Source organism: Devosia litorisediminis (assembly GCF_018334155.1).
Classification (GTDB): domain Bacteria; phylum Pseudomonadota; class Alphaproteobacteria; order Rhizobiales; family Devosiaceae; genus Devosia; species Devosia litorisediminis.
This window is the reverse complement of sequence record NZ_JAGXTP010000004.1, coordinates 107,409-127,098: the sequence shown is the minus strand read 5'-3', so window position 1 is coordinate 127,098 and position 19,690 is coordinate 107,409. Positions and strand designations below refer to the sequence as shown.

Below are 19,690 nucleotides of genomic sequence, written 5' to 3'. Positions count from 1 at the left end.
CTTGCCGTCTGCGGTGCCAAACACTATCCAATACAATACCAATTGGAGACCAGTTATGAGCAAGCACCCGTTCAAGATCGAGATCTGCGTCGAAGGCACTGACGGGCTGATTGCCGCGCAAAATGGGGGCGCCGACCGGGCAGAATTGTGCGCCAGCCTGTTCGAAGGCGGCCTGACGCCCAGTCTGGGCGTTATCCGCGAAGCTGTGCGTGTGGGCACGATCCCGTTCCACGTCATCATCCGCCCGCGCGGCGGCGACTTTCTCTATTCCGAGGTCGAGTTCAACGCGATGCTCGCCGACATCAAGGCGATCCGCGATATGGGCGATGTCGCCGGTGTGGTGATTGGTTGCCTGACAGCCGATGGCAGCATTGACGAGACGCGCACCAAGGCACTGGTCGAGGCTGCCCGCCCCATGAAGGTCACCTGCCACCGCGCCTTTGACATGACCCGCGACTATCGCGTGGCGCTCGAGGCCCTGATCCGCTGTGGCGTTGATCGCGTGCTCACCAGCGGACAGCGCGACACGGCTGTCGAGGGCAGCGCAATCCTAAAGGACGTCATGGCAATTGCCGATGGCCGGATTGTCATCATGGCCTGTGGTGAGCTTGATGCGAACAATATTGCCCAGGTGCGCCGCGATACCGGCGTGGATGAAATGCACTTCGCCGCGCCCAAGACGCTCAAGAGCGCCATGGCATTCCGCAACCCGCATGTGGGCATGGGCGGCACTGCCATTGAGCGCGAATACGAGATTACCGTGACCGACACCGAGGCAGTGCGCGCCACCATTGCCGCGGCCAATGCAGCGCTGTAAGCCCCAGAGGCCGCTGCCTGTGACATTGGCGGCCTTTTTTCTTTTGCCCCGGGGCGCTAGAAGCTGGGCCCATGGCCCGCTCCTTTCTGTTTGCCCAAGATGATGCCGATAGTGCCACGACGCGTCTGATCACGACGGCGGCGCAGGTGACGGGTTTCATGAAGGGCGAACCCGGCGCGGCGCGCCCTGGCTGGTATCGGCCGGGCGGCGACAATGCCGATTTCATGGCACAGCTATATCAGGCGCTGGCCACGACCTATCCAGCCGCGGGCCCCGCCTTCTGGGCCGTGCGACTATGGACCAATCTGATCTGGCAGCCGGCCTATCTGGCGGTGATCGGCACCCATATTCACAATGCCCTGCCCGATCTGGACAGTCTGAGCCAGCAGCGGCGCGGCATTTATGTCGATGGCTACCGGCTGGTACCGGGCGCCCAGAGTCAGGGTGATGTGGCAGCACGGATCGAGCGTGCCAGCGGCCAGCTCAAGGTGATGAGCGCGCGCTTGCACCAAGAGGTGAATGCCGTGGCCAAGCTGCGCCACCTGCCCGCGCAACGCCTGCTGGCTGACCGTATGCTCAGCCTGATGGTGTGGCTGCGTAGCCGCCAACCCACACTGTCAGTCGATACGGTCGTGGCCTATAGCGAGGCCTGGATGGCGGCGTTGGGATTGAGTAGTCAGGGTCAGCTGGAAACAGTGCGCGCGCCCGATGGACGCGCGTTGCTGATCGTCAAGCGCAAGGGCTGTTGCCTGGATTATCTGATCGACCCGACAAGGCTGTGTGCCAGCTGCCCCAAGCAGGACAACGCCCTGCGCGTGGCCCGGCAAAGCGCCAATGCGCTGGCCGAGCTGGACTAGTCGAATTGCTCGTCGGGATAGACGCCCCAGAGCTCTTCCTGACGCACATAGCCCGAATAGCTGGTGGAACGCTTGCTGGCGTCCTGGGAGGTCGCGGTGACATCGCACCAGACGCCGTCACACTGCTTGATGATCACCTTGAACCCCGGACCCAGCCGCGCCCGCGTGGTGGCCGAATCGGACTGATCGGCGCGCAGCACGACCTCGCCATTGGCCATGAGCGGCGCAGCATAGCCGGCGCGTGTGCCCTGCAGCAGGTTCTGATGCACCCAGCCTTCGGCGCCATCGACATCGCGGATTTTGCGCCAGGTATCGAATTCCTGGATGATTTCAACCGGAATGACCGATTTGAGATAGGTCCAGGAGACCTCATATTTGGTGCCGGGGCCGACGCGGACATTGATCGGGTCCGAGCGCGTGCTGGCAAAGCGCGGCAAGGGCAGGCCGCTGGGATTGCCCGACTGCGCCAGGGCAGGGGGCACCAGAGTCAGCAGTGCCAGCAGCAGCCAGACGATGGTGCGGACAGAGAGCTTGAAATGGCGGACAAGGCCGCCATGTAGGGGCTGGTCAAACATGGCTTTGCAGATGAAAAGGAATTACCTTATCACTAGCCCATGATCCTTAATGGTCGCTGAAGGGTGGCGTTTTCCACACCTCGCGCCCGCAAACCGGAACCTCATGGCCAGTCAGAAACCCAAAATTCTGGTGACTCGACGTCTGCCCGAGAGCATAGAGTCCCGCATGGCGACCCTGTTCGAAACAGACATTAATGATGGCGACATCACCCTGACCAGCGATGACATCATCGCCGGGCTTGAGGGCAAGGATGTGCTGGTCTGTTCGATCACCGATACCATTGATGCGGCGTTGATTGCCCGCCTGCCCCAGAGCGTGCGGCTGATCGCCCAGTTCGGCAATGGCATCGACAATATCGATGTCGAGGCGGCCTGGGCTGCCGGGCTGACCGTGACCAACACCCCATCGGTTCTGACCGAAGACACCGCCGATATGGCCATGGTGCTGATGCTGGCGCTGCCCCGTCGGCTGGTGGAAGGCACGCAGATGCTGGTGCGTGACGGAGTGTGGGCCGGCTGGTCGCCGACCTCGATGCTGGGGCATCGGCTACGGGGCAAGGCGCTGGGCATTGTCGGCATGGGCCGCATTGGCACCGCCGTGGCGCAACGCGCCAAGGCGTTTGGGCTCAACATTCACTACTATTCACGCAATCGCCGGCCACCAGCGATCGAAGACCCGCTCGAGGCCACCTACTGGCACGATCTGGACAGCATGATTGCGGCGGTCGACATAGTCTCGCTGCACACGCCCCATACGCGCGAAACCTTCCATCTGCTCTCGGCCAAACGGCTGGCGGGGATGAAGCCTGGCAGCTTCGTGGTCAATGTCAGCCGGCCCGAACTGATTGATGAGACCGCGCTGGTGGCCGAGATCGAATCCGGCCATCTCAGCGGTGCCGCGCTCGATGTGTTCGAGAACAAGAACGGTATCAATCCGCGCCTGCTGGCGCTGGCCGAGCAGAACAAGGTGGTGCTCACCGCCCACATGGCCTCGGCAACGCTGGAAGCCCGGGTGGAGATGGGTGAAACGGTCATCGTCAATATTCGCGCCTTCATGGATGGCCATCAGCCGCCGCATCGCGTGTTGCCCGAAGGTGGTCGCGGCACGCTGAGCTAGCGGTCGCTGCGCCGATAACCGTGATTGCAATCGATTGCGTTGGCGCTTGCCAGCGCTGTCGTTTCCCGCCAAAACCGAGAGTGACCGCCCCGTCTGGAGGATAGACGCTGCGGTCGCGTGCGTATTGTCAGGTGAGGAGACCCCCAATGGTATCGTCTGTAACGCTGGCGCGGATTGCCCGCGCGGTTGTGGTAAGCGGCCTGTTGGTGGCCGGTGCGGGGGCGCAGGAGCTTACCGAGTCCCCGATCGTGCAGGACGGCAATGCGCTGCTGCTTGGTGCGGTCGAGCACGATCTGACCCTGCCCCTGCCCGACTGGCTGTCGCCCGCGGAGCGGCTGAGCGGCAATGTGATTGATCAGGTGGTGGCCAGCTATCGGGCGGATGCCAGTCAGGCGCTGCTGGAAATCTACCCCAAGGGCGAGAGCGAAGCCGACTGGCGCACGCTTTATGGCGCGCGCATTACGCTGCAGGCCGATCGCCCGCTCGACGATTATCGCAGCGCGGTAATGTACGGGTACAGCCAGAGCTGCAAGCCCGAGCTGACGGGCTTTTTCAAGTTTGGCGAGGATGACGGCGATGCGCTGGCGCCGCTGGGCTTTGTGTGTGGCGCCTATCTCGACAATTTGAAGAGCTATGCCGGTCAGGGCGAAGTGATGGTGATGAGCTTTCACAAGACGGCAAAAGGCTCGGCCATTGTTTATCAGGAATGGCGCGGCCGGGCGTTCGATCCGTCCGACCCCAAGACCTGGCCAGTGGAAGCCAATGTGCTCCAGACGCGGGCCGAACAGCTTAAATCGGGGGCGGCACTGGCGCTGGCGGATTGACGGGAGCGCGGCGAGGGCATAATTGGCCGCAATGAGCAAAGACAACAAAGCTAATGGCCCGACCCAGCGTTCGCTGCGCGTGGGCGAACTGGTCCGCCACGCCCTGGCTGCCATGTTTGCCCGTGGCGACGTCGAGGATGACGCCCTGCGCGGCGCGGTGATCACCGTGCCCGAGGTCCGCATGAGCCCCGATCTCAAGCTGGCCAACGCCTATATCATGCCGCTGGGCGGCCAGCACGCCGAAGAAATCGTGGCGGCGCTGAACCGTCATCGCAAGTTTGTGCGCGGCCGCGTGGCGCCACAGATCAACATGAAGTTCGCGCCTGAAGTGCGGTTTCATGTCGATGACACCTTCGAGGAAGCCAGCCGCATCGATGCGCTGCTGCGCTCGGAGAAGGTGCAGCGCGACCTCGATGAAGATGATGGCGAGACCGATTGAGCGCCCCCAAACGCGTCAAACGCGCGATCTCCGGCTGGGTGGTTCTCAACAAGCCCTATGACATGACCTCCACCCAGGCGGTGGGCAAGGTGCGCTGGCTGTTCAGTGCAGCCAAGGCGGGTCATGCCGGCACGCTTGATCCGCTGGCAACGGGCATTCTGCCCATTGCACTGGGCGAAGCGACCAAGGCCGTGCCGCAGGTGCAGGATGGCACCAAGGTGTATCGCTTTGCGATTGCCTGGGGCAGCGCCACCACCACCGATGACACTGAAGGCAGCGTGATCGCCACTTCCGAAGTGCGTCCCGACCGGGATGCGCTCGAAGCCGTGCTACCGCAATTTACCGGGACGATCATGCAGCGCCCGCCGATCTTTTCGGCGCTCAAGATCGATGGCGAACGCGCCTATGATCTGGCCCGCGCCGGTGAACAGGTCGATCTGCCACCGCGCGAAATCGATGTCGATGCGATACGGCTGATCGAGCATGACAGCACGCAGAGCATTCTTGAGGTGAGCTGCGGCAAGGGCACTTATGTGCGCTCGCTGGCGCGCGATATCGCCGAGGTACTGGGCACGCGTGGCCATGTCAGCATGCTGCATCGCGCCGCTGTGGGACCGTTCACCGATGCAGACGCCGTCACCATTGAGCAGCTTGAAGCGCTCGAAGGGGAGGCCCGTGATGGCCTGCTCAAGCCGGTCTGGTCAGGCTTTGGCGATCTGCCCGAAGTGCGCCTGGACGCGTTGCAGGCAAATTCGGTGCGGCACGGCAATAATGTGCTGCTGACCGGCGCCGGTGCGCCGGTTACGCTGGATGAATGCTGGGCCAGTTTCAAGGGCGAGGTGCTGGCGACCGGCTGGGTCGAATTTGGCCAGTTCCGCCCCAAACGGGTGTTCAACTGACAGGCAAAAGGCGGGGTTTTGGCCCCGCCTTTTTATTGGGTCTTCTAGATGAAGAAGACGATGATGATGATCAGCCAGATCGGCACGCCGAGCAGCCAGAGTCCAAGACCTCGAAACATCTGATTTCCTTTCCTTAGAAGCGGCGGAACACGTCAGCGAAGACGCTGTTATTGTCGCGGTGGTTGCCACCCTTCTGGGCAGCCCAGAAGGCACCAATGGCCGAGATCAGCAGCGATGCAGCCAGCAGGAATGCACCGATGATGGTGGTGTTGCGGGCAATGCGGGCGGCTTCTACGGCATCCTGGCGAGCCGCTTCAACATTGGCGATGGCCTGATCGACACGCGCCTGAGCCTCTTCCGGGGCAATGCGGGTGTTGGCTGCCACGACATTGGCCAGATAGGTGCGGTCAGCATCGGCAACCGTGCCATCATTCAGAGCGGCCTGCGTGAAGATGCGGCCAGCTTCGGCACGGGCCTGATCAGCTTCAACCGGCTGGCTGGAGCGGAACATGGTGTCGATGAAGTAGGCATTGGGGTCGACCGCGTCAGCGGTGCCTTCGGCGACATTGGAAGCAGCAGTGGTTGCTGTTGCCGCAACATTGCCGACGGTGGAGGCTGCAGCGCCAATACCGCCAACGGCGATAATTGTGCCCAGAACAGCTGCACCGGCCCAGACCAGAAGACCATGGGCGCCATCGCGCACATCGCTTTCGTCTTCATTGGCATCAAAGTGACGACGGCGCAGACGGCCGGTCAGATAACCGCCAGCCATGAAGCTGGAGATCTGAACCCAGAGGAACCAGCTGGCAGCAACAATGCCGACAAACAGCGGGTTGGCACCGGTGCCATAACCAAAGTCGAGGAAGTTCAGACCAACAGCCGAGCCGAAGCTGATCAGCACCAGGCTGATGGCCGAAGCCAGCACGATGCCGGCAATGATAGCGGGCCAATCGACATAGCTGGACTGGTCGCGCTCGGAAGTGGTGGATTCGATAACGGCGACGCCCGCGGGCGCATCAATGCTCATTGTGGCAGCTCCTGAAAAAGTGGTGGTTGCACTGGCCTGAAAAAGGCTCAGGCGAGACCGATGAACGACAGGATTGCCATGACGACGACGACGAGACCGACGAGATAAATGATCGAGTTCATTGTGATTGCCTTGTTTGTTGACGCAGGTGTCCCATCAACAGAACGTGAGCCGAATTCGTTCCAAGCGTGCCCAAGATATGTTCAGAACATGGCATGCAAAAAGGGCGGGGATTGCTCCCCGCCCTGCATGATTTTTCTTTTATTACAGTCGGTTACAGGCCGTCGGTGACGACAGTGGTAAAGCCGCCTTCTGGCTCGGCCGTGATGATCGACTGATCGAGCAGCGCCTTGACCGTGCGCTCATAGGTGGCCATGTCCAGTGCTGGATCGGTAGCGTCGACCAGCTTGGACACTTCGCCAACCATGTAGAGCTGGTGCGCCAGTTCGGCACCGCCGGTGTCATCGCTGTCAACAACGATCTGGGCGGCTTCTTCAGGGTTCTCCAGCGCGTATTCCCAGCCCATCATCGAAGCTTTGACGAAGCGGGTATAGGCGTCGACCTTGGCTGGATCTTCGAGCGTGTCTTCCATGACATAAAGACCGTCTTCGAGCAGGTCATTGCCCATATCGGTGTAGTTGAAGATGGTCAGATTGTCGGGGCCATAGCCGGCATCGAGCGCCTGACCATATTCGTTGTAGGTCATGACCGAGATGCAGTCGGCCTGGCCCTGGATCATGGGTTGGATGTCAAAGCTCTGCTGCAGCACGGTGACATCGCCACCTTCGGCCGTGTCCAGGCCCAGCTTGTTCATCCAGGCAAAGAATGGATATTCATTGCCGAAGAACCACACACCGAGCGTGTGACCGGGGAAATCGGCTTCGGAGGTGATGCCGGTTTCGGTGGGGCAGATCATCATCAGGCCCGAACGCTTGAACGGCTGGGCAATATTGACCAGAGCCACACCCTTTTCACGGGCAGCCAAGGCGCCGCCCATCCAGTCGACGATGATGTCAGCGCCACCGCCGGCAATCACCTGTTCGGGGGCCACGTTGGGGCCGCCGGGTGCGATGGTGATGTCCAGATCAGCATCGCTGTAAAAGCCCTTTTCCTTGGCTACGATATAGCCAGCGAACTGTGCCTGAGTGACCCATTTCAGCTGCAAGGTGAGCTGATCGGCGGCCTGCGCGGATGCTGCTGTCAGCAAAAGTGCGCTGGCGGTCAGTCCCAATAGAAGTTTCTTCATAGTGCGTTCCCTTACACTGTTACGCCCGTCCACCACGGACAGACGGATGCCAGAAAGTGACAGCTCTCTCGATGAGAGCGATCACCCCGTAAAAGGCAGAACCAGCCACCGCCGCCACGGCGATTTCTGCCCAAACCAAGTCGATATTGAGCCTACCGACTTCGGTTGAAATTCGGAAACCCATTCCCACGATGGGCGTCCCGAAGAACTCCGCGACAATCGCGCCGATCAAGGCCAGTGTGGAATTGATCTTGAGCGCGTTGAATATGAATGGCGCCGCTGCGGGCAGCCGTAACTTGAAGAGTGTCTGCCAGTAACTGGCCGCATAGGTGCGCATCAGGTCGCGCTCGATCTCGGAGGCCTGACTCAGCCCGGCGACCGTATTGACCAGCATGGGGAAGAAGGTCATCGCGACAACCACCGCTGCCTTGGATGGCCAGTCAAAGCCGAACCACATCACCATGATCGGGGCGATGCCGATAATGGGCAGGGCCGAGACGAAATTGCCGATCGGCAGCAGGCCGCGTTTGAGGAAGGGCGAGCGGTCGACCAGAATGGCCACCACAAAACCGGCACCACAGCCCATGGCATAGCCGGCCAGCACCGACTTCATGAAGGTCTGCTGGAAGTCGGCGATCAGGGTGGGCACCGAATCGATCAGGCGAGCCCAGATCTGGCTGGGCGCGGGCAGCAGCACCTGGGGCACATTGGCGCCACGGGTGACGACTTCCCAGACAAACAGCAGCGCCAGTCCAAACACGATGGGGATCAGCAGACCAAAGCCGGTTTCAGGCATTTCGCCGAGGCGAATGGCCTGCGACAGCCGTTCGGCAGACAGCCAGGCAAAGCCCCAAAAACCGAGCAGACCAAGCCAGAAGAAGGCGGGCGCTGTCTCATAGACCGGCAAGGTCGCCAGCAGGGCAATCGCCCCCAGCAAGGCCAGCAACGCATCAACCCAGAAGGGGAGGGGCAGGCGGAAGCGGATCAGGGTCAGCGCACCTGCGGCGGCAAAGGCCAGGAACAGCACGGGTGCGGCGCCGTCTAGGACAGCCAGCAGCAATGTTGCGACGCTGACCAGACCCGAAATCATGGCGAGAAGAGTTTGTAGCCGGCTCATGTCTGGGCCCCCATGGCGCGGTTGGCGACCCGTTCGGCACTGCCCACGGCAATGACCAGAACAGCGGCCAGTGCTGCGGCAATAAACAGCGCCGCCCACATCTGGATGGTCTGGCCGTTATAAGAGCCGGTGAGCAGACGCACACCCAGCCCGCCACCGGCATTGTTGGAGAGTTCGCCAACCACCGCGCCGATCAGGGAGATGGCGATACCCACCTTCATGGAGGCAAACAGAAAGGGCACCGAAGCGGGCCAGCGCAGCTTGGAAAAAACCTGCCAGGCAGTCGCATTATAGGTGCGCATCAGGTCGAGCTGGATACCCTCTGGGGTGCGCAGGCCCTTGACCATGCCCACCACGACCGGGAAAAAACTGAGATACATCGAGATCAGCGCCTTGGGCACCAGACCGGTGACCCCGATGGCGCCCAGCCCGACCACCACCATGGGGGCAACTGCCAGGATTGGCACGGTCTGGCTGGCAATGATCCAGGGCATGAGCGAGCGTTCCGAGGCGTCATTGTGTACGATGACCACCGCCAGCCCGACGCCCAGCAGCGTGCCCAGCGCAAAGCCGAGCAGGGTCGAGGACAGCGTGATGGAGGCGTGATAGGCCAGCGAACGCTTTGAGGTGATATCGGTGCCGATGGTGGCGTTCCAGATTTCACCAAACACCTGATTGGGCACCGGCAGCAGTGGCTTGGCCTGGCTCCAGGTCTGGCCGACAAATTCGATGAACGACGTTTCCAGCCCCGCGCGCTCATTAAGCCGCTCCTGCCAGGGGGCATTCATGGGAATGGCGGCGGCGTACCAGATGACCAATATGGCCGCCAGCACGATCAGGATGGGCAGGGTTTTACCGTTCATGAGCCGGGTCACGCGCTATTCCTCATAGGAGTGGCCGGCGCGCAGGCCTTCGCGCACCCGATGGGCAATGGCGAGAAATTCTGGCGTTTCGCGAATGTCGAGCGGACGCTCGTGCGGCAGCGGGCTGTCGATCACGTCGATCACCCGACCGGGGCGCGGGGACATGACCACGATCTTGGTCGACAGATACACGGCCTCGGGAATGGAGTGGGTGACAAAGCAGATGGTTTTCTGCGTGCGCGCCCACAATTTGAGCAGCTCGGAATTGAGGTGGTCGCGGACGATTTCGTCCAGCGCGCCAAAGGGCTCGTCCATCAGCAGCAGATCGGCGTCAAAGGCCAGGGCGCGGGCTATCGAGGCGCGCTGCTGCATGCCACCGGAGAGCTGCCAGGGGTATTTCTGTTCAAAGCCGGCCAGGTTCACCAGTTCCATGGTGCGGGCGATGCGCTCCGACTGCTGGGCTGCCGAGTGGCCCATGATTTCGAGAGGCAGGGCAATGTTCTTGGCGATGGTGCGCCAGGGATAGAGCGCTGGCGCCTGAAACACATAGCCATAGGCGCGGTTCTGCCGCGCCTCTGCAGGGGTCAGACCATTAATGGTCAGCGTCCCCGATGTGGGCTGTTCGAGATCGGCAATGGTACGCAAGAACGTGGTCTTGCCGCAGCCCGATGGGCCGATAAAGGAGACGAACTCGCCCTTGGCAATATCGAGATTGACGTCGCTGAGCGCGATGACGTCTCCGTCACCGGTCGGAAAGGTCAGGCCGAGATTTTTGGCCGAAACGACGATGGGCTTGTTCATATCTGCGCTCGTTTGTTCTTGACCGATAGCGTTGCCGTATCGGGCCGCTGTTGCCGCGGGGTGACTTGTCTATCGGTGCAGGTCTGCACGTCGTGCTGCGTCGTCAGGGCTGTCTGGTATTGCCCTTGCATGTCTTGTGCCAAGTCTCGCATGTCTCGTGCCAGATGCATGTTACCCGAACAGATCATGAGGCAAGCTCGCTCAATCCGGCGATTTGGCGCGCCAGCGGGACGATGTGGCGCTGCAAGAGCGGCGCGAGAGGCATGCGTTCGGGATGATCGAGGTCAAGCCAGGCCAATTCGGCGATTTCGGCGGCCGCCCTGGGCGTCTCGGTTGTCCTGGCTGAAAAGATATGAGCCAGAACCTGCATGCCCGGCTCGTTGGCCGCGGGCGCTGAGTAGGTCCCCAGCGCCACCACTGCCGAAGGGGCAAGCGTTATGGCTATTTCTTCGGCAATCTCGCGCCGGAGCGCCATTTCTGGCGTTTCGCCGGCGTCGATCTTGCCGCCCGGCTGCTGGAACAGGGCACTGCCGTGCTTGCGCACGACCAGCATGCGCTGGTCAGCCCCCAGAATGATGGCGGCTGCTATGGTTATCTGTCCTGCAGCCGACGCCATCAAACCCCCGAAGCCGGAATACCCGACCGCTCTACCTTGCGCGGTGCGACGAGCTCTTTCCACTGGCTGAGCGCGCGGTTCACAGGGTTCTTGGCCTCGCGACCAACAAATTTGCCGTGACCGGGCTCGTGATGCATCTCGTTTTCGATTACCGCGACCTTGCCACGGGTCAGCACGAACCGCGGCAGGCCAGTCAATTCGAAGCCTTCGAACACATTGTAGTCGATCGCCGACTGCTGGGTCGCGGCCGAGACGGTCTTCTTGCGGGCGGGATCCCAGACGATCAGATCGGCATCAGCGCCGACCAGTACCGCACCCTTTTTGGGGTAGAGGTTGAGTATCTTGGCGATGTTGGTCGAGGTAACGGCGACGAATTCGTTCATGGTCAGCCGGCCGGTATTGACGCCGCGGCTCCACAACACGGCCAGGCGATCTTCGAGGCCACCGGTGCCGTTGGGGATCTTGGAAAAATCGCCAATGCCGTTGCGCTTCTGTTCGGTTGTAAAGGCACAGTGATCGGTGGCGACCACAGAGAGCGAGCCCGACTGCAGGCCGGCCCACAGCGAATCCTGATGCATCTTGTTGCGGAAAGGTGGTGACATCACCCGGCGCGCCGCGTGATCCCAATCGGGATTGGCGTATTCGCTATCGTCAAGCGTGAGATGCTGCACCAGCGGCTCGCCATAAACGCGCATGCCCTTCTGGCGGGCGCGGCGGATGGCTTCATGTGCCTGTTCGCTCGAGACATGCACCACATAAAGCGGCACGCCCGCCATATCGGCAATCATGATGGCGCGGTTGGTGGCTTCGCCCTCAACTTCGGGCGGGCGCGAATAGGCGTGCGCTTCGGGGCCGTTATTGCCCTCGGCAAGCAGTTTTGCCGTCATCGCCGCAACGACATCGCCGTTTTCGGCATGCACCAGTGGCAGTGCGCCCAGCTCGGCGCAGCGGCCAAACGAGGCAAACAGCTCGTCGTCATTGACCATCAGCGCCCCCTTATAGGCCAGGAAGTGCTTGAAGCTGGTGATGCCGCGTTTGACGACGTCGTCCATTTCGCGCCAGACCTGCTCGTCCCACCAGGTGATGGCCATGTGGAAGGAATAGTCCGCAGACGCCTTGCCGGACTTGTTGTCCCACATCTGCAGCGCTTCGAGCAGGCTCTGGCCGGGGCTGGGCAGGCAAAAATCAACCACCATGGTGGTGCCGCCTGCCAGACCCGCGCGGGTACCGGATTCAAAATCATCGGCCGAATAGGTGCCCATGAAGGGCATTTCGAGATGGGTGTGGGGGTCAATGCCGCCGGGCATGATGTAGCAGCCGGTGGCATCGAGTGTTTCATCGCCGCTCAGATTGGGCCCGATTTCGACAATGACATCGCCCTCGATCTTGACGTCGGCCTTGTAGGTCAGGTCCGCGGTCACGACGGTGCCGTTCTTGATGACTTTGCTGCTCATGGTTGTGTCCCTTGAATATTGGGGGCGCACTCCACCTGCCCTCGCCCCTCTGGGGAGAGGGTGGCCGGAGCGTAGCGGAGGTCGGGTGAGGGGTTGCCGTTCAGGACCGAAACAATCGCGTGCCAGCAACCGTCCCGATTGCCCAACAGTTCGTTGTTCCAGAAGCGTAGAACGCCATAGCCATGGTCGTTCAAATAATGGGTACGTGCTGCGTCCTGATTGCTGTCAGCATGCTGGCCGCCATCGAGTTCAATGAGCAGCATGGCCTGCCGACAGGCAAAGTCGGCGACATAGGGTCCGATAGGATGCTGGCGCACGAATTTGTGGTTGTCGATTTGCCGATTGCGCAGCATTTGCCAGAGGCGATGCTCGGCTTCGGTCTGGTTTCTGCGCAGTGATCGTGCTCGGGATATAGCAGGCCGGGAGGGTTTTGCGCCCCTCTCCCGCCGCTGCGCGGCGACCTCTCCCCGAAGGGGCGAGGTAAGATCAGCTCTTTCCTCGCCCGTCACCATCACTCAACGATCTCCGCGGTTTCGACCACGGCGTGGAACAGCACGTCGGCGCCGGCGGTGGCCCATTCCTGGGAGATGTCTTCGGCCTCGTTGTGGCTGAGCCCGCCAACGCAGGGGCACATCACCATGGTGGAGGGAGCAACCTTGTTGGCCCAGCAGGCGTCGTGGCCAGCCCCCGAGATGATGTCCATATGGCTGTAGCCGAGCTTTTCGGCGGCCGAGCGGACGCGGCTGACCAGGGTGGAGTCAAATTCGACGGGGTCGAAATGGCCCACCGCCTCGACCGAACAGCCAACGCCCAGGGCATCGGCGATCTGTGCGGCCTGGGTTTCGATCTGCTCACGCATATTGGTGAGCTTGTCGAGATCTGGGCTGCGGATATCGACGGTGAAAACCACCGTGCCAGGCAGCACATTGCGCGAATTGGGCGAGAACTTCATCTGACCCACGCCACCCACAGCGCCTGGCTGATGATCCATGGCGACGGCCTGGACCATTTCGAGGATACGGGCCATGGCCAGACCGGCATTGACGCGCATGGCCATAGGCGTGGAGCCCGTATGGGCTTCCTTGCCGGTCAGGGTGAATTCGAGCCACCACAGGCCCTGGCCGTGGGTAACCACGCCAATTTTCTTGTTCTCGGCTTCGAGAATGGGGCCCTGCTCAATGTGGTATTCGAGATAGGCGTGCATCTTGCGGGCGCCGACTTCCTCGTCGCCACGCCAACCGATACGGACCAGCTCATCGCCATAGCTCAGGCCTTCCTGATCGGTGCGGCCATAGGCGTATTCCTGGCTGTGCACGCCGGCGAACACCCCCGAGGCCATCATGGCGGGGGCGAAGCGGGCGCCCTCCTCATTGGCCCAGTTGGTGACCACGATGGGGTGTTTGGTCTTGATGCCCAGATCATTCATCGAGCGAACGATTTCGAGCGCGGCCAGAACACCGAGCACCCCATCATATTTGCCGCCGGTGGGCTGGGTATCGAGATGGCTGCCGACATAGACCGGCAGCGCATCGGGATCGGTACCCGGACGGGTCATGAACATGGACCCCATCTGGTCCACGCCCATGGTCAGGCCGGCCTCGTCGCACCAGCGCTTGAACAGGTGACGGCCTTCGCTGTCTTCGTCCGTCAGGGTCTGGCGGTTATTGCCCCCGGCGATGCCGGGGCCAATCTTGGCCATTTCCATCAGGCTGTCCCAGAGGCGGACGCCATTGATGCGAAGGTTTTCTCCTGGGGCCGACATGGCGCACTCCTATTTGACGCTGGGGAAGCTGAATTCGGCACCGCCCTTGATGCCGGCGGGCCAGCGGGTGGTGACGGTCTTGAGGCGGGTATAGAAGTGCACGCCTTCTGGTCCGTAGATGGAATGATCGCCAAACAGGCTGCGCTTCCAGCCACCAAAGGAATGGTAGGCCACGGGCACGGGAATGGGGACGTTGATGCCCACCATGCCCACTTCGATCTTGTCGGCGAACTCGCGGGCGGCGTCGCCGTCGCGGGTGAAGATGGCGGTGCCATTGCCGTATTCGTGCTCATTGATGAGCTTGACGGCTTCGGCATAGTCATTGGCGCGGACCACCGAGAGGACGGGACCAAAGATCTCTTCCTTGTAGATGGTCATGTCGGCGGTGACATTGTCGAACAGCGTGCCGCCGACATAGTAGCCGTTTTCATAGCCCTGCAGGCTGAAGCCGCGACCGTCAACGACGAGGTCTGCGCCCTGTTCGACGCCGGAATCGATATAGCCGACGATCTTGTCGCGATGCATCTTGGTGACCACCGGACCCATTTCGGCGTCCTTGTCGGTGGCCGGGCCGATCTTGAGGCTTTCCACGCGTGGCTTGAGCTTGGCGACCAGCGCATCAGCGGTTTCCTTGCCCACCGGCACAGCCACCGAAATGGCCATGCAGCGTTCGCCGGCCGAGCCATAGCCGGCCCCCATCAGGGCATCGGCGACCTGATCGAGGTCGGCATCGGGCAGGATCACCATGTGGTTCTTGGCGCCGCCCAGAGCCTGGACGCGCTTACCGGCCTTGACGCCGCGCTGATAGACATATTCGGCAATCGGGGTGGAGCCGACAAAGCTGACAGCCTTGATATCGGGGTGGTCGAGAATGCCGTCGACCATTTCCTTGTCGCCATGGACGACATTGAGAATGCCTTCGGGCAGCCCCGCTTCCATGAACAGGTTCCAGGCCAGCATGGAGGCGGACGGATCGCGTTCGGAAGGTTTGAGGATGAAGGCATTGCCGCAGGCGATGGCGGCCGGATACATCCACATCGGCACCATGGCCGGGAAGTTGAAGGGCGTCACACCGGCAACAACACCCAGCGGCTGGCGATCGGAATAGCTGTCGATCGAGGGCCCCACATTACGGGAAAACTCACCCTTGAGCAGTTGCGGGATACCGCAGGCAAAATCGACGCAATCAATGCCGCGGGCCACTTCGCCCAGCGCATCGTCATGCACCTTGCCATGCTCGCGCGAGATTTCGCGGGCCATGTCGTCGGCATATTGATCAAGCAGCGCCTTGAACTTGAACATGACGCGGGCGCGCTTCATGGGCGGAGTATTGCCCCAGGCGACCTGCGCGGCCTTGGCATTGGCCACGGCGTCGTTGAGTTCGCTCATGGTCGAGAGCGGCAGCTCGGCGGAAACTTCGCCGGTGGCGGGGTTGAAGACCGGCACACGGCGACCGGTCGAGACGTAGCGTTTGCCGGCGACGGCGTTTTCAATAATGTTCATCAGTCGATGCTCCGCAGGGCTGTCCGTACGCCGTCGATCAGTTCACCGATCTGGCTTTCGGAAATGATCAGCGGCGGGCTCATCGCAATGATGTCACCCGTGGTGCGGACCAGAACGCCGTCCTCATAGCATTTGAGGAAGGCCGAGAAGGCGCGCTTGGTGGGCGCACCGGCAATGGGGTCAAGCTCAACGGCGCCGACCAGACCGATATTGCGAATGTCGATGACATGCGGCTCGCCCTTGAGCGAGTGCAGCGCATCCTGGAAGATCGGCGCCATCTCGGCGCCACGGGTGAGAAGCCCCTCTTCCTTGTAGGTTTCCAGCGTGGCCAGACCGGCGGCCGAAGCCATCGGATTGCCCGAATAGGTGTAGCCGTGGAAGAACTCGATCATGTGCTCGGGGCCCTGCATGAACGTGTCATGGATTTCGGCGGAGACCAGCACCGCGCCCATGGGGATGATGCCGTTGGTCAGGCCCTTGGCAGTGACCATGATGTCGGGCGTGACGCCATAATAGTCGGCGCCAAACGGGGTGCCCAGGCGACCAAAGCCGGTGATGACCTCATCAAAGATCAGCAGGATGCCGTGCTTCTTGGTGATTTCGCGCAGGCGCTTGAGATAGCCCATGGGTGGAATGAGCACGCCGGTGGAGCCGGCCACAGGCTCAACGATGACAGCCGCAATGGTGGAGGCATCATGCAATGTGACGATGCGCTCGAGCTCATCGGCCAACTCGGTGCCATATTCGGGCACGCCCTTGGAATAGGCGTTCTTGGCCAGGTTGTGGGTGTGGGGCATGTGATCGACGCCACCCAGCAGGCTGCCGAACATCTTGCGGTTGGTGACAATGCCACCGACCGAAATACCGCCGAAATTGACGCCGTGATAAGCGCGTTCGCGACCGATCAGACGGGAACGGGCGCCCTCGCCTTTGACCCGGTGATAGGCCAGGGCAACCTTGAGCGCGGTTTCCACCGACTCGGAGCCCGAATTGGTGAACAGCACGTGGTCGAGCCCTTCGGGGGCGATATCGACAATACGATTGGCCAGCTCGAATGCCTTGGGGTGACCCATCTGGAAGGCGGGTGCGTAATCAAGCTCGGCGGCCTGCTTGGCGATGGCCTCGACAATCTTGGGGCGGGCATGGCCAGCATTGACGCACCAAAGACCGGCGGTACCATCAAGTACCTGACGGCCATCGGAGGTGGTGTAGTGCATGTCCTTGGCCCCGACCAACATGCGCGGGGACTGCTTGAACTGTCGGTTAGATGTGAACGGCATCCAGAAGGCGCTCAGATCATTTGGCGCCACGGCGTTAGAATTGGACACGGCTGTATCGCTCCCCATAAATTCGGCCCGGTCACGATTGGCACTTGACGCGAGAGCGCAATGCTCTGAATTTTGACCAGTTGGAAAAAACTTAGCACTCCAAAACTTTCTCGCAAGGCGAAAAATGCCGCCGACCAAAATGAAAAGTGCCGATCCGACCCCCGCGCCCAAGCGCCAGCACAAGGCTGACGCCAAGGCAGCGGCACATCCCCATGCCAAACCACGGCCGTTGACGCGCATTCAGCGCGAAAAACAGAATGTCATTCTGGAGGCAGCGCTGGAGGTGTTTTCCATGCATGGCTTCCGTGGTGCCACGATCGATCAGATCGCCGAGGTTGCCGGGATGAGCAAACCCAATCTGCTGTATTACTTCCCGCGCAAGGAAGAGATCCACCGCCGCCTGATCGCGGCACTGCTAGAAACCTGGCTGGCGCCGCTCAAGGAGATGGACGGCGCGGGCGACCCGTTCCCGGAAATCCGCTCCTATATCCGGCGCAAGCTGGAAATGGCGCGCGACTATCCGCGCGAAAGCCGGTTGTTTGCCAATGAGATGCTGCAGGGCGCGCCCCGCATCGTGGAAATGATCGAGGTGGATCTCAAATCTCTGGTCGATGAGAAGGCGCGGCTGCTGTCGCGCTGGATGGATCAGGGCAAGCTGGCCCGCACCGATCCCTACCATCTGATCTTTTCGATCTGGGCGACAACGCAGCACTATGCCGATTTCGACGTTCAGGTGCGCGCGGTGCTGGGGCCTGGTCGCAATGGCGAGGGGCGGTTCGAGGACGCTGCGCGCTATCTCGAACAGTTGTTCCTGCATGGCCTGACACCTCGCCCCAAGAGCGCCTAGCGCGCCTGACTGAGGCCACAAGGAACGATCACGTCCGGTGCGGCATTGGTTTGCAGCACGAGGAGCGCGTTTTGATCTGGCTGACACAAATTCCCGCACTGACCGATTTGGTATTGCTGCTGCTGCGGCTGGTCGTGGGGCTGATGTTTGCCCTGTCAGGCTATTTCAAGCTCACCAAACCCGACCGGACACACAGCATGCAGCAGACGCTGACCTCGGCAGGCGTGCCCGCTGCCTTGGCGCGGCCGCTTTCGGTCATCGAAATGCTGGCTGGCGCATCGCTGTTAGTCGGCCTGTTGAGCGTACCGAGCGCGCTGGCCCTGCTCGGCATCAGCGTGGTTGCCTTTGCCACCGTGACATTGCCGAATGCCAAGGGGCATGGCATCCACAAACTGGAAAACCTGCTCTATGCGCCGGAAACACTTCTATCGGCCGCGCTGCTGGTGCTGATCGCCACTGGCGCCGGTGACTGGAGCCTTGATCGCCTGATTGTTGGATAGGATCAGAGGCTAGGCGCAGCGCAGATGCCAGTGATCGGCGCTGGCCGGGGAATCACCGGCAAACTGGAAAGCGCTGCCGGGCTGGGCCTTGGCGCGGTAAAGCGCGGTGTCGGCTGCGCCGAGCAAGGTTGAGGGCGGCAGGTCGCCGCTGCCGGCTGCTACAATGCCCAGGCTGGCGCCGACCTTGACGTTGCGTCCACCGGTCAGTTCGATCGGCTGCTCGATGGCAAAAATGCACTCGCGCGCCAGAATCGACAGGCCCGCAGGGTCAGGCTTGTTGACCCGCACCATGACAAATTCATCGCCCCCCAGCCGCGCCAGTTGATCACCGGGGCCCATCAGATCCTCGAGCCGCTGTCCCACGGTGCGCAGCACAATGTCGCCCGCGGCGTGGCCCAGCGCATCATTGACCGCCTTGAACAGGTCAAGGTCGATGATGACAATGCCAAAGGGCGTACCGGCCTGGCTCAGCCTGCCAATGGCGGTTTCAAAGGCTAGGCGGTTATCCAGTCCGGTCACCACATCTGTGCGTGACTGGCGATGCGCAAGGCGGCGCTGGCGCTCGATGTCACTGACCAGCCGGTGTACATAGACCATCATGCCGATCACGATCAGCAGCATGATCGATACGGTGGGCAACCGGATCGGCGCAAACAGCTTGAACATGTCGTTGCCGAAGGAGTTTTCAGTCCAGACCAGATAGCTGCCCGACACCGCCTGTTCGCCCAGCAAGGGGATCATTCTCAGATCGGGCGCCGTGGGCGCGGTTTGCGAGAGATAGGCGTTTTTCAGCCCGGCGATGCGACCGATGGTTTCGGCCCCCTCGGGGGTGAGCGGACCGAACTGGCTGACCAGCAGGTCAATGCCATTGGCCGCGCGAACGTGCTCGGCCTCGGCGGTCGTCTGTTCGTAAATCCCTTTGACCATCTGTCCGGTCGTCAGCATTACGACACAACTAACCACCAGCGTGGTGATGGAAATCACCAATAGCCGGCCAATTGTTCTCATTGCATGATGCTCGTCCATCGTGGCCGGCGCTGTTTTGCGCGACACCCGAAGACGGTGAGTCCAGTCTAAATTCATTGCCTGCGTCCTAAG

Annotated in this window: 21 protein-coding genes; 8 read left to right on the top strand and 13 right to left on the bottom strand. The window is 61.5% G+C overall.

The genetic code is table 11. The features are described 5' to 3' along the window. Positions 1-55: 55 nt before the first annotated feature. Together KD146_RS17930 and KD146_RS17925 are read left to right on the top strand one after the other, a co-directional pair. Entirely contained in the window at positions 56-817 is a 762-nt protein-coding gene (locus tag KD146_RS17930; protein WP_212660218.1) for a copper homeostasis protein CutC, read from the top strand. 71 nt (positions 818-888) lie between these two features. Continuing rightward, entirely contained in the window at positions 889-1,674 is a 786-nt protein-coding gene (locus tag KD146_RS17925; RefSeq protein WP_212660217.1) for a siderophore ferric iron reductase, read from the top strand. Here KD146_RS17925 and KD146_RS17920 read toward each other — a convergent pair. Continuing rightward, the gene (locus KD146_RS17920; RefSeq protein WP_212660216.1) at positions 1,671-2,249 is read right to left on the bottom strand and encodes an SH3 domain-containing protein; all 579 of its coding nucleotides are present in this window, start codon (positions 2,247-2,249) and stop codon (positions 1,671-1,673) included. The genes KD146_RS17925 and KD146_RS17920 overlap by 4 nt on opposite strands. 103 nt (positions 2,250-2,352) lie before the next feature. Between KD146_RS17920 and KD146_RS17915 the strand changes: the two genes are divergently transcribed. The 4 genes from KD146_RS17915 to truB all read left to right on the top strand — a co-directional run bounded on the left by KD146_RS17915 (position 2,353) and on the right by truB (position 5,528). After that, a complete protein-coding gene (locus tag KD146_RS17915; protein WP_212660215.1) occupies positions 2,353-3,366 on the top strand; it encodes a 2-hydroxyacid dehydrogenase in 1,014 nt (337 codons plus the stop codon). Between the two features lie 146 nt (positions 3,367-3,512). Further along, positions 3,513-4,190 (top strand): hypothetical protein, encoded by a 678-nt coding sequence (locus tag KD146_RS17910; protein WP_212660214.1) that lies wholly within the window; start codon positions 3,513-3,515, stop codon positions 4,188-4,190. 31 nt (positions 4,191-4,221) lie between these two features. Beyond that, positions 4,222-4,629, top strand: a complete 408-nt coding sequence (gene rbfA / locus KD146_RS17905; RefSeq protein ID WP_212660213.1) for a 30S ribosome-binding factor RbfA — start codon at positions 4,222-4,224, stop codon at positions 4,627-4,629. Beyond that, complete coding sequence (gene truB / locus KD146_RS17900) at positions 4,626-5,528, top strand: tRNA pseudouridine(55) synthase TruB (protein WP_212660212.1); 903 nt, start codon at positions 4,626-4,628, stop codon at positions 5,526-5,528. The genes rbfA and truB overlap by 4 nt, the downstream gene beginning before the upstream one ends. A gap of 133 nt (positions 5,529-5,661) precedes the next feature. Here truB and KD146_RS17895 read toward each other — a convergent pair whose 3' ends face one another. From KD146_RS17895 to aptA, 11 genes are all read right to left on the bottom strand, one after another. After that, a complete protein-coding gene (locus tag KD146_RS17895) occupies positions 5,662-6,555 on the bottom strand; it encodes a hypothetical protein (protein ID WP_212660211.1) in 894 nt (297 codons plus the stop codon). A gap of 274 nt (positions 6,556-6,829) precedes the next feature. Next, positions 6,830-7,801, bottom strand: coding sequence for an ABC transporter substrate-binding protein (locus tag KD146_RS17890; protein ID WP_212660210.1), 972 nt, complete (start codon positions 7,799-7,801; stop codon positions 6,830-6,832). A gap of 19 nt (positions 7,802-7,820) precedes the next feature. Further along, positions 7,821-8,891: an ABC transporter permease gene (locus KD146_RS17885; RefSeq protein WP_427857124.1), complete on the bottom strand. Its 1,071-nt coding sequence runs from the start codon at positions 8,889-8,891 to the stop codon at positions 7,821-7,823. A gap of 23 nt (positions 8,892-8,914) precedes the next feature. Next, entirely contained in the window at positions 8,915-9,781 is an 867-nt protein-coding gene (locus KD146_RS17880) for an ABC transporter permease (protein WP_212660260.1), read from the bottom strand. 15 nt (positions 9,782-9,796) lie between these two features. Further along, complete coding sequence (locus KD146_RS17875) at positions 9,797-10,582, bottom strand: ABC transporter ATP-binding protein (RefSeq protein ID WP_212660209.1); 786 nt, start codon at positions 10,580-10,582, stop codon at positions 9,797-9,799. Between the two features lie 184 nt (positions 10,583-10,766). Next, positions 10,767-11,198 carry an NUDIX hydrolase gene (locus tag KD146_RS17870; protein ID WP_212660208.1) on the bottom strand — a complete coding sequence of 144 codons (432 nt, stop codon included), beginning with the start codon at positions 11,196-11,198 and terminating at the stop codon, positions 10,767-10,769. After that, positions 11,198-12,652, bottom strand: coding sequence for a dihydropyrimidinase (gene hydA, locus KD146_RS17865; protein WP_212660207.1), 1,455 nt, complete (start codon positions 12,650-12,652; stop codon positions 11,198-11,200). Before hydA ends, KD146_RS17870 begins: the two co-directional genes overlap by 1 nt. Further along, positions 12,649-13,164, bottom strand: coding sequence for an endonuclease domain-containing protein (locus KD146_RS17860; RefSeq protein WP_212660206.1), 516 nt, complete (start codon positions 13,162-13,164; stop codon positions 12,649-12,651). The genes hydA and KD146_RS17860 overlap by 4 nt, the downstream gene beginning before the upstream one ends. Continuing rightward, entirely contained in the window at positions 13,164-14,414 is a 1,251-nt protein-coding gene (locus KD146_RS17855) for a Zn-dependent hydrolase (RefSeq protein WP_212660205.1), read from the bottom strand. The genes KD146_RS17860 and KD146_RS17855 overlap by 1 nt, the downstream gene beginning before the upstream one ends. Positions 14,415-14,423: 9 nt before the next feature. Continuing rightward, on the bottom strand, positions 14,424-15,917 hold the full coding sequence (locus KD146_RS17850; protein WP_212660204.1) for a CoA-acylating methylmalonate-semialdehyde dehydrogenase: 1,494 nt from the start codon (positions 15,915-15,917) through the stop codon (positions 14,424-14,426). Then, entirely contained in the window at positions 15,917-17,263 is a 1,347-nt protein-coding gene (gene aptA / locus KD146_RS17845; protein WP_212660203.1) for an omega-aminotransferase AptA, read from the bottom strand. The genes KD146_RS17850 and aptA overlap by 1 nt, the downstream gene beginning before the upstream one ends. A gap of 106 nt (positions 17,264-17,369) precedes the next feature. On the opposite strand from aptA, the gene KD146_RS17840 reads away from it, so the two are divergent. Next, positions 17,370-18,092 carry a TetR family transcriptional regulator C-terminal domain-containing protein gene (locus KD146_RS17840; RefSeq protein WP_249327987.1) on the top strand — a complete coding sequence of 241 codons (723 nt, stop codon included), beginning with the start codon at positions 17,370-17,372 and terminating at the stop codon, positions 18,090-18,092. Positions 18,093-18,163: 71 nt separating this feature from the next. Then, on the top strand, positions 18,164-18,592 hold the full coding sequence (locus KD146_RS17835) for a DoxX family protein (RefSeq protein ID WP_212660202.1): 429 nt from the start codon (positions 18,164-18,166) through the stop codon (positions 18,590-18,592). A 9-nt stretch (positions 18,593-18,601) separates the two neighbouring features. On the opposite strand, the gene KD146_RS17830 is transcribed toward KD146_RS17835, so the two are convergent. Further along, positions 18,602-19,600: a GGDEF domain-containing protein gene (locus KD146_RS17830; RefSeq protein ID WP_212660201.1), complete on the bottom strand. Its 999-nt coding sequence runs from the start codon at positions 19,598-19,600 to the stop codon at positions 18,602-18,604. Positions 19,601-19,690: the final 90 nt, after the last annotated feature.